This is a genomic window from Saccharopolyspora sp. NFXS83 (genome assembly GCF_026241095.1).
In the GTDB taxonomy this organism is placed as follows: Bacteria; Actinomycetota; Actinomycetes; order Mycobacteriales; family Pseudonocardiaceae; genus Saccharopolyspora_C.
In genome coordinates, this window is record NZ_JAPFGB010000011.1 from 162058 (window position 1) to 179945 (window position 17888).

The 17888-nt window shown below is 72.9% G+C and carries 1 protein-coding gene; it reads left to right on the forward strand.

Features of this window, described 5'->3' with window-relative positions; genetic code table 11:
• The first annotated feature begins 114 nt into the window (after positions 1-114).
• Positions 115-17817, forward strand: a complete 17703-nt coding sequence (locus tag OOZ19_RS14775; RefSeq protein WP_266090674.1) for a hypothetical protein — start codon at positions 115-117, stop codon at positions 17815-17817.
• Positions 17818-17888: the final 71 nt, after the last annotated feature.

Consider the following 17888-nt stretch of genomic DNA (forward strand, 5'->3'; position numbering starts at 1 on the left):
GGGAACCTGGATGCGACTGGGCTCGGTGATCTGGGGAACCTGGATGCGACTGGGCTCGGTGATCTGGGGAACCTGGACGCGACCGGGTTCGGCGATCTGGGGAACCTGGGGAACTTGGACGGCACCGCGCTCGGGAACCTGCCGCAGGGCGACCCGATGCCGGGGCTCGACTTCACCGCCGCGTCGAACGGCACCTTCGCCGCGGGCGACCCGTTCGCCGGGCTCGGCGACCTGCCGCCCGCGGATCCCGAACTGCTGCGGATGCTCGACGGCGGTGCCGAGCGGAGCGCTGTCGAGCAGGGCGACGTCGAGATGCCCGACTCCCCGGCCGACACCCGGCCGGAGAGCGGTGCTGAGCAGCAGTCGCCTCCGCCGCCGCGGCAGCAGCTCGACCCGCGCCTGCTGGAGTCCGGCACCGGGCGCTCCGGCATCTCACCCGACCTGCGCGCCCGGTTGGACGCGGCGCCGGTGCAGCAGCGCGGCCGGATCCGGGAACTGCCCGACACCGACGTCGTGGAGCGGTCGGCGTTCGAGGTCCGCCGGGCGGTGTCCTCAGATGGCGTGCTGATCAGTGAGGCCACGCTGCGCATCAGGCAGAGCGGCGCGGTCACCCGCGCGACCGCCGACGCGGACTGGGCTCGACTGGTGCACGATGTGGATCAGCGGTTCAACCGGCCGAACGTGGTGCTGCCGAACGGTGATGTGCTCCGGGTCCGGGTGCTGCGCGCCGGTGCGGGTGAGGAACCGCACCACTCGGTGACGTTGTCCGCCGCGGGGCGTTCGGACCAGACGAGCTGGGTGCTCGGCGACCCGAACCGGCTGCGCGCGATCGGCTCGATGCTGGGGTTGCCCGCCGAGCCCGACGTCGAGGGCAGCTTGATGGGCGTTCCCGGCGCCGATGGTCAGGCGAACTTGCGGGTCCGCCACGTCGAGGTGCTGGGGCAGCACATCGGTGAGGTTCCCGCGCACTCGCCGGAGTTCCAGGAACCGCGCTTGGCCGAGAGCCAGGGCCCGGCCGCGCGGTTGCGCACCGCCGCCGACCTGATGCGCAGGCACCTGAACACCACCGCGCACCGGTTCCCCGGCGCCGAGCTGGAGCAGTTCGCGCGGACCGTGCGCGCCGCCGGGTCGAACTCCTTCAGCGGCGTCCCGCTGCACGGGCTGCGCGGGGCCGCCGACCAGGCCGAGCAGCAGCTCCAGCAGATCCGGGAGGCCGCCGCCGACGAGCTGCGTGGTGGCCATGAGCGGGCGCGGTTGGACTCCGAGAAGGGCCTGAACCCGATCACCTTCCACCCGGACGGCGTGCCGGGCGGGGCCAGCTCGCGGCCGGACGTGCGGTTCGGCTTCGAGCTGGAGATGCAGTACGCGGACACGGTGCGCGGCCTGCAGGAAGCGGGCAGCGAGGCCGCCTACCTCGCGCAGTGGTCCAGCAAGCGCGCCAGCAACGCCGACCCGGAGTTCCAGGCCCAGTTGTCCGCCCTGGCCCAGGAGCTGCGTCAGACCGGCTACCTGTCGCAGGACCAGGCCGAACGCGTGCTGCTCGACCCGGAGGACGAGCGGGTCGTGCGGGCGCGGGACGAGGGCAAGTGGGCGCTGGTCGAGGAGACCGCGCACGTGCAGGGCTTCGAGCTGGTCTCGCCGATCCTGCGCCCCGGTGCCGAACCGGACTCCTGGCGCGATGTCGCCGAGCTGATGGACCTGCTGCACCGGCACGAGAGTTCCGCCGCGAACACCGGCGGGCACGTGAACGTCAGCTTCACCGAGCAGCTCACCCCCGCCGAGCACGTGCGACTGGCCCGCATCCAGAAGGGCTTCGAATCGGTGCTCTACCGCCTGGGCAACCACCCGGGCAGCGCCAAGCAGCGCCTGATGACCATGGTCGGCCCGGGTCCGCTGCCCGCGGACCCGTCCCGGGTGCCCACCGCCACCGAGGTCGGCGGCCTCAACCGGGACAAGGCCGAGGGCCTCAGCTTCCGGCACATCGCCGGTGAGGACTCCGATCGGCACGAGTTCCGCTTCTGGGCGGGCACGCTGGACGCGGGGGAGACGCAGGCGCACGCCGAGCTCAGCGCGGCCATGTTGCTGGCCGCGAAGGACTCGAGCATCGACCGGGCGCTGGACGCGCTGATGGCCGAGCCGAAGCTGCTGGGCCGCGCCCCGGCCGGACTGCCCGAGCTGGCGGACCTGTTCGCGCTGCTGCCGCTGAGCCCGGACGCGCGGGAGCAGGCGGTGCAGCTGTTCGCCGCCACCCGCGAGTGGGAGAACACCGGCAGCAACGACCGCGACCACCGGCTGCAGACCGTCGGGATCCCGCAGGGCGGCCTGCTCTACCCGGCGCCCGGCACCTCGGTGCGCTCCGCGGTCGCGCAGGCCCGGAACGTCTCGCCCGAGTACGACACGGTGGACCTGCTCGTCGCCACGGTGCGCCAGGACCAGCGGATCGCGCTCTGGGACGGCGGGGTGCTGGAGCCGGACGCGTTCATCGAATCGGCCACCAACCGCAACTACGGGCAGGACGTGCCCGGCGTGCTGGCCGTCTCCGGCGGCGGCAGGCTCGACTGGCTGCCGGACCTGGTGGAGGCAACCGACTTCGGCATCATCACCACCGACGCCCAGGTCTTCCACACCCCGGACGGCAGGATCGTGACCGGGCACCCGGTCGTCGGCGCCGACGGGGTTCTGCGCGTCCAGCCAGACCCGGCCGGGTGGACCAAGCACGACCACGAGGGCGCGCACCCCAGCGGGCAGGCCGACCTGGGCCGGGCGCTCGCCGAATTCGGGCACGACTCCGAGACCTCGGCTCGCCCCGACCAGGGCCGGATCACCGAGGCGCTGCCGGAGACCGAGCCGGAGCGCGGCTCGCGCAGGCGCCCGGCCGCGAGCCCGGACGAGATGGACGTCGACTCGTCGCCCTACGAGACCGCGCCGACTCCGGGCTGGACCGGCGGCGAGACCCCGGCGGCGGCCACCCCGGGCTGGGGCGGCGACACCGTGCCGTGGCACGGCGGACTGAGCACCCCGCCGCACCACGCGCCCACCCCGGGCTACGGCGACGCCCCCACTCCGGCCGCCGCGATGGACCTCGACGCGGACCAGCCGATGGCTTCCATCGAGTCCGCGCCGCCCGAGGAGATGGTGGAGTGGATCGGCGAGATCCACGACGCCGACCCGAGCCGGGTCCCGGACGAGGCCGCGGTGCAGCTGCGCGACGAGGCCGCGCAGTCGCTGGCCGCGGAGCTGCTGGAGGTCGCCCGCGGCGAGCGCAAGCCCTTCGAGATCCGGGTGCACGGCTGGTTCACCGACGCGCACGGCCCGGATGCCAGCGCGCAGCGCACGCAGCAGGTCCTCGACGGGTTGCGCACCTCGCTGGACGCGCACCTCGCCGCGTTGCAGCCGCAACGGCCCGTCGCCGCGCTGACCACCGCGCTGGAAGCGCTCCGGGTCGCGCGCGGGTCGACGCTGCCCCTCGCGGACCTCGGAAACGCGGTGACGCCCGCCCTCGCCGCGCTCCCGCAGGGGGAGTCGCGCGCCGCGCTGGACGCGCTGGACGTCGTGCTGCGCGACGGCGAGTCGCAGGAACGACTGGGCGCCGCGCTGGAGCGGGCGGAGACCGCGCTCGCAGCCGAGGTGCGCGCCGCCCAGCGGCACACCCTCAGCAGCCTCGGCGTGCGGATCGGCGCCAAGAGCGCACCGAGCGACGAGAACACGGTCCTCATCACCAGCCTGGAGACCGAGGGCCACGGCAAGCACTGGGCCGACGGCGTCGAGCCCCCGATCACCGACGAGGCGTGGCGCCACACCGAGGTGGAGCACGCCTCCTGGTTCGACCCGCTGTGGAACAAGCTGGAGCCCGCGGGCTGGGAGCGCCTGCGGCGGCCGATCCCGGACGCGACGGTCCAGGCCGCGGCCCTCGACCTCCAGATGAGCAGCACCGTCTCCAAACCGGACCCGAAGTCCGTCACCCCGGCCCTCCCGGACTCCGCCGTCCGAACCCTGAAGTTAAACGGGCAGTGGATGACCGGGGACATCCGCTACGACGTGCAGCGCATCGAGGTCGAGCCCGGCCGGTTCGTGCAGGAGCGCACCTTCAAGGCGCACCTGGACGCCGAATCCCTGCTGGGCACGCACCGGGAACTCGCCGAGCGGCACGCGCGCATCGCTACGCGAGCCGAGGAGCGGGCGCTCGAACTGGACAACGCCGCCTCGCTGCTGGAGCTCAACGGGAAACCGAACTCCTCCCGGGTCCGGTCCGCGCGGGCGCAGGCCGACGCCGCCGAGTCCCACGCGACCAAGCGCCGCGCGAAGGCGGACGCGTCCGCGGCGCGGCTCGCCGAGGAGCAGAAGCGGATCAAGGACTTCGAGGACCGGGCGCTGCGCCGGATCGACGAGGTGCACAACACCGGTTTCCGGCTCCCGAACGGCGACCAGTTCCACGGCAGGCTGGTGTTCGTCGACGACCCGGCGCAGGCGCACGACACCGTGGTCCTGTCCGAGAAGGCGCAGATGGACCAGACCGCCTGGAACGTCGACGACGACGGTTCCGGCATCGCGCACGAGATCGGCCACTTCTGGGGCCTGCCCGACGAGTACCGGGCGCCTCGGACGTTCGACGTGAGCACCCGGGAGTTCCGCGGCAAGCAGCTGCCGGTCTACACCGTCAAGGTCCACCTGGACACCGACCCGCTGCTCGACTCGCACCAGGACAAGGCCGACAGCTTCCAGCGCGAGGCGGAGGAAGCGGAGGACATCGCCCAGTTCGACCAGGACCAGGCCGTACAGCTCGAAGCCAGCCTGATGGACGACGACTCGGGCACCCCGCCGCCGGAGGTGGTCGACGCCCAAGCCGACGCGAAGCTGTCCCGCGAGATGGCGGACCTGCGGTACCGGGAGGCCGCCGAGGCGAAGGAGAAGCTGAACGAGGTACTCGCCGAGCTGAACGAGTTCCGGGAGCAGGCCGTCCGCGGTGCGCAGGCCGCCTTCCACCCGAGCCGGATGCACCGCGACGCGCGGTACTTCGTCGAGGTGGAGTTCGTCGACCACCCGTCCGAGGCGCACCTGCGCAAGGACCTGCACCCGGACGGCGCCAGCAAGTCCGACCCCGACCTGTGGGAGGTCTCCGACGGCCCGAACCTGGTCAACGCCCGGATCGGGGCGCACCTGGGCCTGCCCCCGAAGTACCTGACGGCGCTGCTGCACGGCAAGACCGGGAACCTGCGCTCGCACCCGAAGGACGATCGGCGGATCTTCAACCGCGACGACCTGAAGCTGCCGATCGACCCGAAGACCGGCGAGCCGCACCTGCCGCACAACTCCTACGTCAACGACGACGGCCTGATGACCGGGCGGGAGCGGCTGTTCCTGCCCCGCAACGCGTGGCGGGTGGAGCAGATCGGCTTCGACCTCGGGGTGCGCGCGGACGTGCTCCAGCCCGGCCCGGAGCGGCTGGCGCGGCGGGTGGAGCACCTGCTGTCCCGGAGCGAGGCGGAGCACCAGGCTCCCCGTCCGCGGCCGAAGGGCCTCACCACGACGCCCCCGCCGCGCTACCAGCCGACCCGCGAGATGTCGCTGATGAGCGACCTGCGGGAACTCACCGGAAATCCGGCCGGGCTCGACGCGGTGCGCACCGAATTCACCCGCCTCACCGGCCAGGACCTGGACCAGGTGGTGCTGCGGGAGCTCGGTCAGGGAAGTCTCGACCAGTTGCACCACCTGGTCGCAGAGCACGACGCCGCGGCCTCCGCGACGCACTCGGACCAGGGGTCGGACACCGAGTCCAACTCCAGCCGTGGCTCCGGGAACGACTCGGACTCCGACGTCGGCGGCTCCCACGGCAACCGCCCGTCCGGAGCCACCGGGAGCGGTCCGTCGCTCGGCGACCTCGCGATCACCATCCCGGACGACGTCCGCACCGGCGAGGGCCCGAGCTACCTGGGAACCGACCCCACGGCCGCGCCGGAGACGACGCCGCTGCTGGAGCGGACCCACCAGGTCCAGGAGCTGTTGCCGCGCAACGTCGTGCGCGCCGAGCAGATCGACGGCACCGCGATCCGCTCCGACGCCCGCGAGGCGATGTTGCAGGCCGGGGTCCCGCCGGAGCGCGTCGAGCAAGTGCTGCACGGCCTGTCCGACACCGAGCTCAAGAACGGCTTCACCTCGCTCAACGGCGAGGGGATCACCGTGTCCTCGGGAGTCGGCGACGACGCCGTCGAAGTCGTCGTGCGCGCCAGGCTCGACGACGACAGCACCGGGGGAGAGCCCGCGCCGCCGACCACGGCTCCTGCCAAGAAGGGCAAGGAGAACAAGGTCGACAACGCCTCCGGCGGCTTCGGCAAGGTCAAGAACTCCTCGGACTCGCCGTCCGCCCGGGACGACGGCTACGCCTACCGGGGCAGCATCCCGCTGCCGTTCCTGCCCGGCACCTCGATGCAGACCGCGCTGAGCCTCAAGGGCCTCGCCCCGCAGCGGAGCTGGAGCAGCACCGACAGCTCCGAGGTCCAGCACGGCTCCACCGTGGAGCCGGGCGGCAAGCGGACCCGCACCCTGCACGACCTGGCGCACACCGCGACCGTGCTGCGCAACGGCCAGGACCCGGTGCGGATCAGCGGCACCGGATCCGGGGCGGTCACGGTCAGCACCCCGAACTCGCTGCACGGCCTGCGGCCCGCCGAGGGCACCGCTGAGTTCGACGCCCCGCGCCCCGGCGACTCCACCCGACTGCGCGGGGAGCGGGCCCTGTTCGACCAGGCCCGCGAGCTGGTGCACCGGCACCCGGCCTGGGAGGGCAAGGCCGACGAGATCGGTTCCGCGCTGCGCGGCACCCTGCGCGGCCTGTTCGGCAGCGCCTCGCTGAGCCGCCGCGACGTGGACCTGCTTTCCGGCGGCACCCTCGTCGAGCAGCTCGCGACCATCGACGCCGACGGCCGCGACCGCACCGCCACCGTGGAGCTCAAGGCCCGCCGCGGCGAGGCCCGCGAGCACCTGGTCGCGGACGGCGTCGAAGGCAAGATCGCCACCAAGTCCGGGCGCAAGGACGGCCACTCCGTGGAGAGCACGGTCGAGCAGCCCGTGGACCTCGGCGGCCGGGTCCGGCTCAGCCAGACCATCTGGGGCGACGACGCGGGCAACCGGATCGACGTGCGCGGCGCGGTGCAGGGCAAGCTGACCTCGCACGAGGAGCACGGCGTCACCCGCAGCGACGACCTGCGCACCGAGCTGGCCTGGGAGCGCAAGGGGCCGATGCGCATCGGCACCGGCGACCTCACCTACGACCTGCGGATCCGCTTCGACGACGGCGTCGTCGAGGACGGCTCGGTGGACGTGCCCGCGGCGGTGACCGCCTGGCGCGGGGAGCGCCCGGACGGCACCGCGCCGGAGTTCACCGGCGGCGACCCGTTCCCGCCGCAGCACGTCCTCGGCGCCGCGGAGACCCGCTTCCCGAACGTCGACGGAGTCGCGGCTGCGCTGCGCGAGATGCTGCCGGAGGGCGTGCTGCCGCCCGAGGAGGGCAACGCTGAGTCGCACGCGACCGAGAACGCGGCCGTGCTCGCCGACGCCGTGTCCGAGAGCGGGTTCAGCAGCCGCTCCGCCGCGCTGAACGGCCCCGGTACGTCCTTCGTGCTCACCCGCGCCCAGCACGCCAACACCGCCACCCCGGACGACCTGGTGGGCGTGCTGGTGGAGACCGTGCCGCGCACCACCCCCGGCTACGGCACCTTCGTCCCGGCGACGCCGCGGAGCTCCCCGAAGACCGTGCCCGGCGCGGAGCTGGGCAGCGAGCTCACCGGCAGCACCAAGGTCGAGCACAGCTCCGCGTCCAAGACCGGCCGCACCCTGGGCACCGGGGGCGGACTGCGCGGGCGGGCACCGTCGCTCGGCCGGCTCGGCGGGCTCGACCTCAACCTGCAGCGCAACGACAAGGTCGGCACCGAGGAAGCCACGCTCACCACCGCCGGCGGCCTGGGGCGCGGGCAGGGCTGGAAGTCCGGCGACGTCGTCTCGCACCCGGAGCTGATCGACTACCGGGTCACCGTCTTCGGCGCGGAGGGCGTCCTCGCCGAGCGGATCGTCGAGGGCGGCGGGTCCACGACCTACGCGGGCGGCCTCCTCGCCCCGGCTCCGCGCACCGGCCTGGCCGACCCCTCCGGGAGCTACCAGCAGGTCAGCCACGCCGCGCCGCGGCGGCCGGAGGGCTGGGAGCCCGCCGAGCTGCCCGAGCACTTCGTGGTGCACGGGCTCGACCTGCCCGAGGTGAACGGCCACCGGATCACCGGGGAGATGTTCGGCGGGTTCGGGGACAACAAGGTCATCGCCGGGCACCAGGTGCACTCCTTCGTCTCGCCGGAAGAGGTCGCGGTCAACTTCGACGCCGTGGCCACCGGCGCCTACGAGGGGTCGGTGCACCGCTACGAGAAGGGCGTGCTGCAGCCCAGCGAGCAGCGCCTCGGCAACGTCAAGTTGCACGCCGCGCTGAGCAACGCCCGGCTCAACGGCCCGCCGCAGCAGGTCGAGCTGACCTTCACGCGCAAGGTCACCGGCAGCACCGGGCACGGCACCGAGACCTTCACCGGCGGCGGCTGGACGGCCCGCGCCCGCGTCGGCTCCCCCGGCTCCGGCGACTCGGGGACCGCGATGCCGGTGCTCAGCGGCGGCGACGCGGAGTCCGGTTCGCAGAGCCGTTCCGAAGCGCAGGAGTTCGAGCGCACCACCACGACCACCTACAAGGGCCCCGCCTACCTGGTCACCTACGACACCAGCACGCTGCTCAGCGGCAGCGAGGTGGACCTCCCCGGCGTGCACCTCGAGGCGCACAAGAAGGGCTCGGTGCAGCTGTGGGTGCCAGCCTCCGAGATCGGCCGGATCGGCCTCGGACCGAAGCCGGAACCCGCCGAGGGCGCGGTGCACGCCCCGCCCGGCATCGACTCCGACGGCCACACCACCGCCGTGGTCCGCCCCGAGGTGACCGAGCGGCTGCTGGCCGGAATCAAAGACGTGCTCGCCGCGGTGCCGCGGCAGGACGTGCCGCGCAGCGCGTTGCGGCAGTTCGGCGACTACCTCACCTCGCTGGCGCTCGGCGACGCCGAGCGCACCGCCGGTGCGGACCTCTACCGGCAGAGCGCCCGCGACGTGGCTCCGAGCGGGCTGCGGGCGCTGCTGTCGGACCTGCGCGGGCCCGGCAAGAACTGGACCGCCTCGGTGCCCGGCCCGCTCGGCACCATCGACGTCTCGCTGACGCTGAAGGGCGAGCAGGGCCCCGGGAAGTTCGACGGCATCGAGTCCGGGTGGAGCGAGAAGCACGAGACCAAGACCACCTCCTCGGTGACCGAGACGGGCAAGACCGGGCACCAGCGCAAGGCGCAGCCGATGGCGATGGTGCGCCCCGGCGGCGACGGCCCCCAAAGCCGTGGTGCGCTGCTCGGCCAGGTCGCGGTCAGCTCCAAGTCCAGCGACAAGCTCACCGAGACCAGCAGCACCGACAACACCCGGACCTACTCGTCCAAGAGCGACTTCGCGACGTTCGGCCACGACCTCGACCTGCGGCTGGAGGTGCGCAAGACCGCGCACGCCAACCGCACCCCGAGCACCCTCACCGGCGGCCTCGCGGACCTCGGCGCCCCGGCGAGCACCGGCAACACCCTCACCCTGCCGACGCTGCGCGACGCGGTGCGCACCCGCGTCCCGGTCGGCGAGCTCGGCGTCGGCGAGCACCAGCCGCAGCGGATCGACGAGCTCTCCGAGGTGAGCCACGTCGTCGCGAACTCCGACGACGTGCACCGGGTGATGGGGGACCTGCTCGACGGCACCCCGGGCGCCGACGGGCCGCCGCCGGTGCCGGAGCGCGCGACCTGGACGCGGCACGGCGTGCTCACCGGCACCACGACCAGCGCGCTGTCCGCGCACTTGCCGAAGGCGATGGGCGGGGGCGGTTACCGGATCGGCGGGCTCGACCACGACAGCCACGCCGCCGAGGGCACCCCGCACCCGCTGGAAGCCCTGGTGCTCACCGCTGAGCTGGACGACGCGCACGTGATCTCGACCGGCGACGAGGCCGGGATGACCACGAAGGACTCGCGGACCATCGCGATCAAGGAGCAGCACAAGGAGGGCCCGGGCCTCGGGTTCACCGGCCGGGTCGCGCTGGACGCGCTGGCCGACCCGCGGCAGGCCATGGACGCGACCGGTGCGAACTACCGGCAGTCTCCGCAGGCCACGCTGCCCGGCCCGAGCTACTCCTGGCAGCGGACCACCGCGGCGGACAACAAGTTCAAGGACGGCCAGTCCGAGCAGCGCTCCGCCGGCGAGACCTTCCTGGTCAGCGCGATGGCGAACTGGACGATCACGCCGGAGTACCGGGCCGGGGCGCCCGAGGGCTGGAGCGAGCCGCGCCAGGCCCGCGACCGCGTGTACCTGCACACCGACCGCGCCGGCCTGATCGCGATGGGGCTGCGGCCTCCGGCGCCGGTCGCGGTGAAGGTCGACGAGACGAGCGGCACCAGCACTCCGGACGCGGCGACCTCCGCGCCGGAGTCGCCGAAACGCGACACCCCGGATCCCGCGCCCACGCCGGAGCCCGGGGAGTCCGCGCGGCAGGACGCGCCGCAGGAGGCGGAGCGGCAGCAGACCCAGCAGGAGGCGGAGCCCGAGCCGCCGCGCACCACGCTGGACGACTTCCTGTTCCCGCGCGACCCCGAGCCGGAACCCGCCACCACGCCCGAGTCCGATGTGGACGGCGAGGCGCTGCGGGAGGACACCGACTCCGACGCCGAGTCGGACACCACCGACCTGTGGTCCGAGGCCGACAGCGACGCCCGCACCGAGGCCACCGACCTCGACGACACCCGCAGCGAGCTCTCCGACGACGCCCCGGACCCGCGCGCGAAGGTGCGCGAGCAGGCGCAGGAGGCGGAGAACGCGCTCGGCAAGATGAGCGCGAAGGCCTTCGAGGACCTGTTCATCCAGGCCCGCCGGATCGTCCAGCCGCTGCACCAGGTCCCGTTGGTGCTGGACAACCCGAAGCCCGCCGATGTCGAGCTGCGCGCGCTGATGGACGAGGTCACCACGATCGTCGCCCGGGAGCTGCACCAGAAGGGCCCCGACGCCGCGACCGCGCTGGCCAAGGAGCTCGGCAACGAGCTCGGCACCCGCCGCACCCGCGGTCTGCTCGGCGGCTCGCCGCTCGGCGACGGCCTGCTGGACAACCCGGCGATCCCGCGGCACCCCTCCGATCCGGGGCCGTCGAGCACCTCGCGGGACCGCTCGGCCGAGCCGCCAGCGGAGAGCCGCAGCGAGGCCCCGGAACAGTCCCCCGAGGACACCGGGGAGCGCGCCGCCGACGGGGACGGGGCCGAGCGCGACGGGAACTCCGGGCAGGACCGCTCCGCCCGCCTGGACTCGGAAGGCGCGCGCCCCGAGGACGGCGAGCAGGTCCAGGAGCAGGACGGGGCCCGGGAGCAGGACGGCGAGGACGGCGACGGCGGAGCCCGGGACGACGCGGTCGAGGGCATCGCCCGCGACACCGCGCCGCAGCGGCGCCAGGGGCTGGGACTGCCGCGCAACCTGGCCCGCAGCCGCGGACTCGGCGCGGGCGTGCAGCTCAGCCGCACCGAGGGCGCCGACCAGGTCATCGCCGAGACCACCGGCTCACCGGGCGGCCTCCCGCGCATCGACGTCTCGCCTTCGCGCGATGCCGAGCCCAACGGCGAGGACGGGACTCCGCGCGCCCCCGCGGAGGACCCCGCGCTCCGGTCGGGCGACGAGCCGACCCTGGACCCCGCGCTGCTGGCCGACCCGCCGTCCCGGGAGCGCACGCGCTCCACGGTGTCGCGCAGCATCAGCCATGACTGGTCCCGCCCCTTGCACCCGACGCCCGGGCTCACCCCCGAGGTCATCGAGCAGAAGTACGGGATCATCACGGAGAACCAGCGCCTGTTCCAGGAGTTCGTCGATCAGCACGGGCTGGTCGTCGACGTCCGTCCGACGAACCCGGACTCGGTGCGGCTGCTCAAGGAGGGCGCCTACCCGAAGCCACCGGAGATCAAGGCGAAGACGATCAACCGCCTGGACGTCCGCCTCGGCGCGCCCGAGCACGGTCTCGGCGCCGTCGGGTTCTTCTCCCCGAAGCTGCCGGAGAACCTGACCGACGCGGACCCGGACGCCGCCGGGCTGCGGGACCGCGCGCGGCAGCGCCTCACCGAGTACCGCGAGCTGTTCTCCACCATGAAGGACCTAGCGAAGAAGTACTGGGTCGAGGACGGCGTGGTGCGCACCAACTCGGGCTTCGGCGAGGACGGTTCGCCCGCCCGCGACGTGCCGGTGGCGGGCGACCACGACGTGTTCAACATCCGCTCCGCCGACGACGGCCGGATGCTGCCGGAGGGCCGCTACCACGAGATGGTGCGGGGGCTGATCGCGCGGAACATGGGCGTCCAGCACGGGGCGCACCGCTACTGGAACCCGCACCGCGCCACCTTCGAGGCGACCGTCTTCGACACGATCAACCGGAGCCACGACCCGGGCCGCGAGCCGCTGGTCCGGTTCGCCCCGGGCGAGCCGCCGATGGAGGTGCACGCCGACCTGCCGGACGTCCCGCAGGCGAGCACCGACTTCGCTGCCGACATGAACGCCGTCACCGAGCGCCTCCTGGGATCGGAGCCCGAGTCGACGTCGGGCCAGGTCTTCAACACCGACCCCGACCCGGCGTCGCGTTGGATGCCGCCGAATGAGCCCGGGCCGGACCGGTTCGACGGGCAGGTGAAGGCCGCCCTGGATGCCGCCGCCGAGAACCTGTTCAGCCGCGGCCGGGCCCTCGAACGGGGCGCCCTGGAGTCCCGCGAGGTCTCGCCGGGCACCCTCCTCGACGGCGATCCCGCGCGCACCGAGCCCGCCGAGACCGAGGCCGGTCCCTCTCGCACCGCCGAGGAGGAGATCCGCGCCGAGTACGAGCAGGTGGTGCCCGCCGAGCTCGCTCTGCCCGAGGCGCAGCTGCGGGAGCGGGTGGCCGAGCTGACCTCGATGGGCGACCCCGGCGCGGTGGAGCGCCACCGGCTCAACCCCGCCACCGCCGAGCTGCTGAGCAGGCTGGGGCAGCGGATCGCCGCGCTGCCCGACGAGGCCCGGCGCCAGGAGCTGCGCTCCTTGGTCGCGGACGCCCTGCTGGCGGCCACCACCGTCCCGGTGCGCACCAGCGAGTCGAGCGTTGGCCGGACCGATCGGGCGGCGCTGCGCCCGATCACCCCGGACCGGCTGGACCAGCTCCTCCGCGACACCGAGCAGGTCATGCGCTTCGGCCTCGACCCGCTGCTCACCGCCGGTCAGGACCTCGCCGAGGTCGGCTACCGCTCGGGCGAGCCAGCGCCCGCGCGGCTGGCGCGGCTGGGCCTGCTCCCGCTGAACTCGCCCGCGCGGCAGGCGACCCTGGCCGATCCGCTGTTCAACGCCCTGCTGGCGAACCCGGAAGCGCTGCTGAACTCCTGGTTCGGCGCCACCGGGAACGAGCGGCAGCTGTTCCTGAACAGCTGCGTGAGCGCATCGGTCAACTCGGAGATCCGCGCTTCGGTCCCCACCCTGGGCGCGTTGCTCCAGGTCGGCCGGGGCGTCGCGGACGTGACGCTGAACGGCCTCGGCAAGGTGGGCCCGGGCCAGCGCTCGCGCTGGGAGAACCTGACCGGGCGCAGCTACGAGGACATGGTGCGAAGCCGCGTCGACGGCACCAAGGCGGTCTTCGACGAACTCCGCGCCGAGGGCCTGAAGATGGTGCGCGAGGGCGGGAGCCGGGCCGAGTGGGCCGCGCTGACCGAGAAGTGGGCGCGGACCATGCAGAAGCTCTCCGGCGCGTCGCTGCGCGAAACGCCGCCGGTGCTCACCAAGCAGACCTGGCCCGGGAAGTGGGCGCTGAGCGCGGCCCTCGCCCTGCCGCGCGCTTTGGACCGCCCGTTCCGCCGCGCGTACGGGGTCGACGGGATGGCCTACATCGGGGCGGTGAGAACCCAGTTCGGCCTCGAGCCGGACGCCGCACCGTTCGGCGGGTACGACGCGCACATCATCAGCGCGGACAAGCTGGTGGAGCTGAGCGACGCGCTCGCAACCGCTGAGGGCAGGAGCGAATTCTGGCAGCGGGTCGCCGGCCGGTTCGGGGTCGTGATCGTCACCCCGGCGCACGCGCTGTTCCTGCGCGCCGCCGAGCAGAACGGCGAACCGGTGTTCGTGCTGCACGACCCGAAGTACGACACCGCGGCGAAGTTGAGCCCCGAGGCGCTCGCCGAGCTGGCCGGGCGCCGCTCGATGTCGGTCTCGCCGCACCTGCTGCCGGAGGAGGACGACGGATCGTCGTCCGCGGGCACCGAGGACGGGCCACGCCCCGACGACGATGACGGTGGCTCCGGCCCGGACCGGGGCCGGGACCCCTCCGACTCCGAGGACGACGGCGGGAGCCGCCCGGCGGACGAGCGGGACGGGGAGCGCCGGGACGACGGCGGCGACCAGCAGGAAAGCTCGGACCGCCGGGAGGACCCGGCCGCCGCCCGCGACGAGGAGTTCCACGACGCGGTGTCCGATTTCGGCGACGACGTCTTCCACGACGCGCCGGAGGCCGGTGGCCGCGAGGACGGCGGTTCGACCACCGGCGGTGAGCGGTCCGCCGCGCGTCCCGACGACGACCTCGCGCTGCAGTTCGCCGACCGCGACTACCCGCAGGGCTACGGCGCGGGCAGCTACTACCAGGGCTACCCGCAGGGCTACGGTCCCGGCAGCAACTACGCCCCGTCGTCCAGCGGCTACGACCGACCGGCGAACCCGGGCGGGACCGTGCCGGTCTCCTCCGACTTCGCCAACCCGCGCGCCAAGATCTACGGCGAGGTGCTCGTCGGCGAAGGTCGGCGCCAGAAGGTCCAGAAGCTGAGCATCCCGCTCAGCCAGATCGACTACCAGATCATGCCGTCGACCGGCGAGTGGTCGCACGGCATCTCGTTCCGCCGCCGGAACGACTACGTGCTGACCGACAAGTCCGACACCTTCGTGCAGACCTTGCCCGGTGAGAGCCCCGCGGCTGCCGCGGCGCACACCACCCGCCCGGACAACTCCCAGCTCGACGGGAACGCGTTCTTCGTCGACGTCCCGCGCGACGGCGACGGCTTCACGCTGCGGCTCCGGGACGGCAGGGAGGTGTTCGTCAGCCAGGAAACGCTCGGCGCGGTCATCGGCCGCCTGAACGCCTTCCGCTCGTTGATGGCGGAGGACGAGAAGCTCAGCGTCGTCGTGCTGTCGTCGCCGCGCAGCCGGGTGAGCGGTGTGCTGGACCAGCTCCGCGAGGACGGGTTCACCGGTGACATGCTGCGCAACCGCGGCGCAGTCACCCAGCTCGCGGACGGCAGGTTCGGCGTCGCGGACAACGAGGGTTGGAGCAGCTACGGCAGCAGCCGCGACGCGCGGTTCGTCTACTCCAAGGGCAACGTCCGCAACATCCGGTTCTTCGAGCGCTACCTGCCGTACGCGGAATACATCCCGGACTACGACCAGCCCATCAAGGTCACCGACGACAACTGGAAGGAATACTCGATCTACCCGCGGGAGGTGCACCCGAAGTCCTTCACCTCGCGCCGCGGCGGGATGTGGCGCATCAACGGGATGTCCTTCGTCGGGAAGTCGAGCGAGGCGAAGACCGACGGGCAGATCGCGGCCAGCCTCGACAGCTTCAGCCGGGTCGTCCGCACCCGGCCGGGGGAGCAGATCACCTCGAAGATCACTCGCGAACTCCGCAATTACACGCCGGAGAACGACCCGCTGCGGCGGTTGTCCCCGCTGCCTTGGGTGCGGGCGGAGCACCGGATCACGGACCTGAACACCGGCAAGCACAAGCGGGTTCGGGTCGGACCGGCGCTGCTGAGCTCGCACGGCAACGCCGAAGAGATGACCATGCACGTCAAGCGCGGTGATCGGTCGATCCAGATGTGGCTGCCCGGCAGCGCCTTCCTCCACATGCTGGTGCAGTTGAAGGACTTCCAGGAGATGTACGCAGCGAACCCCGCGCTCGACTTCGCCGTTACCATCTGCGAGGCGGGCGCCGAGGGCGCGAAGGTGCTGCCCAGGATGATGGACACGGCGAAGCGGTTCCGGATGCCGAACCGCTTCTACACCGGCGCCGACACCATCTCCATGATCACGATCTTGGACGGCGGGACCATCGGCGTCTCCAACAACAAGGGCTGGGTCTCCAGCTACGTCGACGCGTCCGGCGAGATCGTCCGCGAGAGCTACGGCTACACCCGCTACACCGACGACGAGCTCGCGACCCTGCCGTTCCCGCCGCTCGAGAGCGGTCACGCGCACAACCAGCGCGGCACCGTCCCCATCAGCTCCGAGTACCTGAACCCCGACTTCCGGGTGCCGGCGGAGGACGAGTCGGGCAACCCGATCTCGCTGCCCATCGCCCAGATCGGCTACCGGCAGATGGGCGAGGGTTCCGCGCAAGGCGTCTCGTTCAACCTGGAACCGGAGTTCCGGCTGACCGGCGGCCACGACAAGATCGTGGCGACGATGCCCGGCGAGACCGTCGAGCAGGCCGCCGGTCACGAGCTGCGTCCCGGTCACGAGAGCGCGCTGCCGAAGGGCGAGAAGTTCTACACCGAGGCCACCAACACCGACCGCGGCTACCGGGTGCCGTTGATCGGCGGCAGGCACGCCTTCCTGCGGGGGGACGCGCTGGGCGCGGTGCTCGGCCAGATCCCCGCCGCGAACGGATTCCTGGCCAAGGGTGCGAACCTCGCCCTGCTCGCCGACGACGTCGACGCGGACCAAGTGCTCGACGGCCTGTCCGCCCAGGGGGTCGACGCCGGGATCATCTCCACCACCGGCAAGGTCGGGCAGCTCGCGGACGGGCGCCTCGGTGCCTCCGACAACGCCGGTTTCACCACGACGCGGGCCGGCGGGACGACGACGCACGGCAAGTACTCGACCGGCAACGTCGAGAACATCAGCTTCTTCGAGACGTACCTGCCGGGGTCGACGCACATCCCGGACGCCGACGCGCCGATCCGCGGCGTCGACATGGACGGCAACCCGTTCGAGTTCTACGCGCACGAGGTCCACCGGGCCGGGTACACCACCGACGCCGAGAGCGGGTCCCGCCCCACCGCGATCGACCTGACCGGCACGGACCGCAAGACGCAACCCTGGAACAACCCGTTCAAGATCTTCGCCGAGCAGGTCGACTCGGTCCACCAGGTCGTGCGCACCCGGCCGGGGGAGGCGTTCGCCAAGGGCCCGTACCGGGAGCGGGCCACCCTCGACGTCGCCGATCCGAAGAAGCGGCTCGCGGCCTCCCCGTGGACCACGATCGAAGTCGAGATCACCGACCCCTCCACCGGGCGGCGGAAGGTCGTCAACGCCGGTCCGAACATGCTCGGCGGGCACGGCGGCGCACATCAAATCGGCATGTACGTGCACCGGGACGGCCAGGAGTTCAAGGTCAAGGTCAGCGGCGCCGACTACATCCGCACCCTCGCGCAGTTCCCCGAGTTCCGGGAGATGCGCAAGGCCAACCCGGACAGCCCCTACCTGCTCACCGTGTGCGGTGCGGGCGCGGAGGGCGGCACGACGCTGTCCTCGGCGGTGGACCAGCTGCGGTCGATGTCCATCACCAACGAGGTCATCGCGGCCCGGGACGTCCTGGAGATCTCGAAGGCGAGCACCGTCCTGGCGGTGTCGGTGAACAACAACCAGGGCTGGGTGAGCAGCCGGCTGCGCGGCGGTGCGGAATCGCAGGTGCTGCACGAGAACACCCGCTACACCGACGACGAGCTGCGGGCGTTGCGCGGCGGGCTATGAGCGGCGCCAGGCCCGCGGCGGCTCCGCGGACGGGGGCACCCGCACCCTAGGGCGCCCGGCTCGACGGTGCG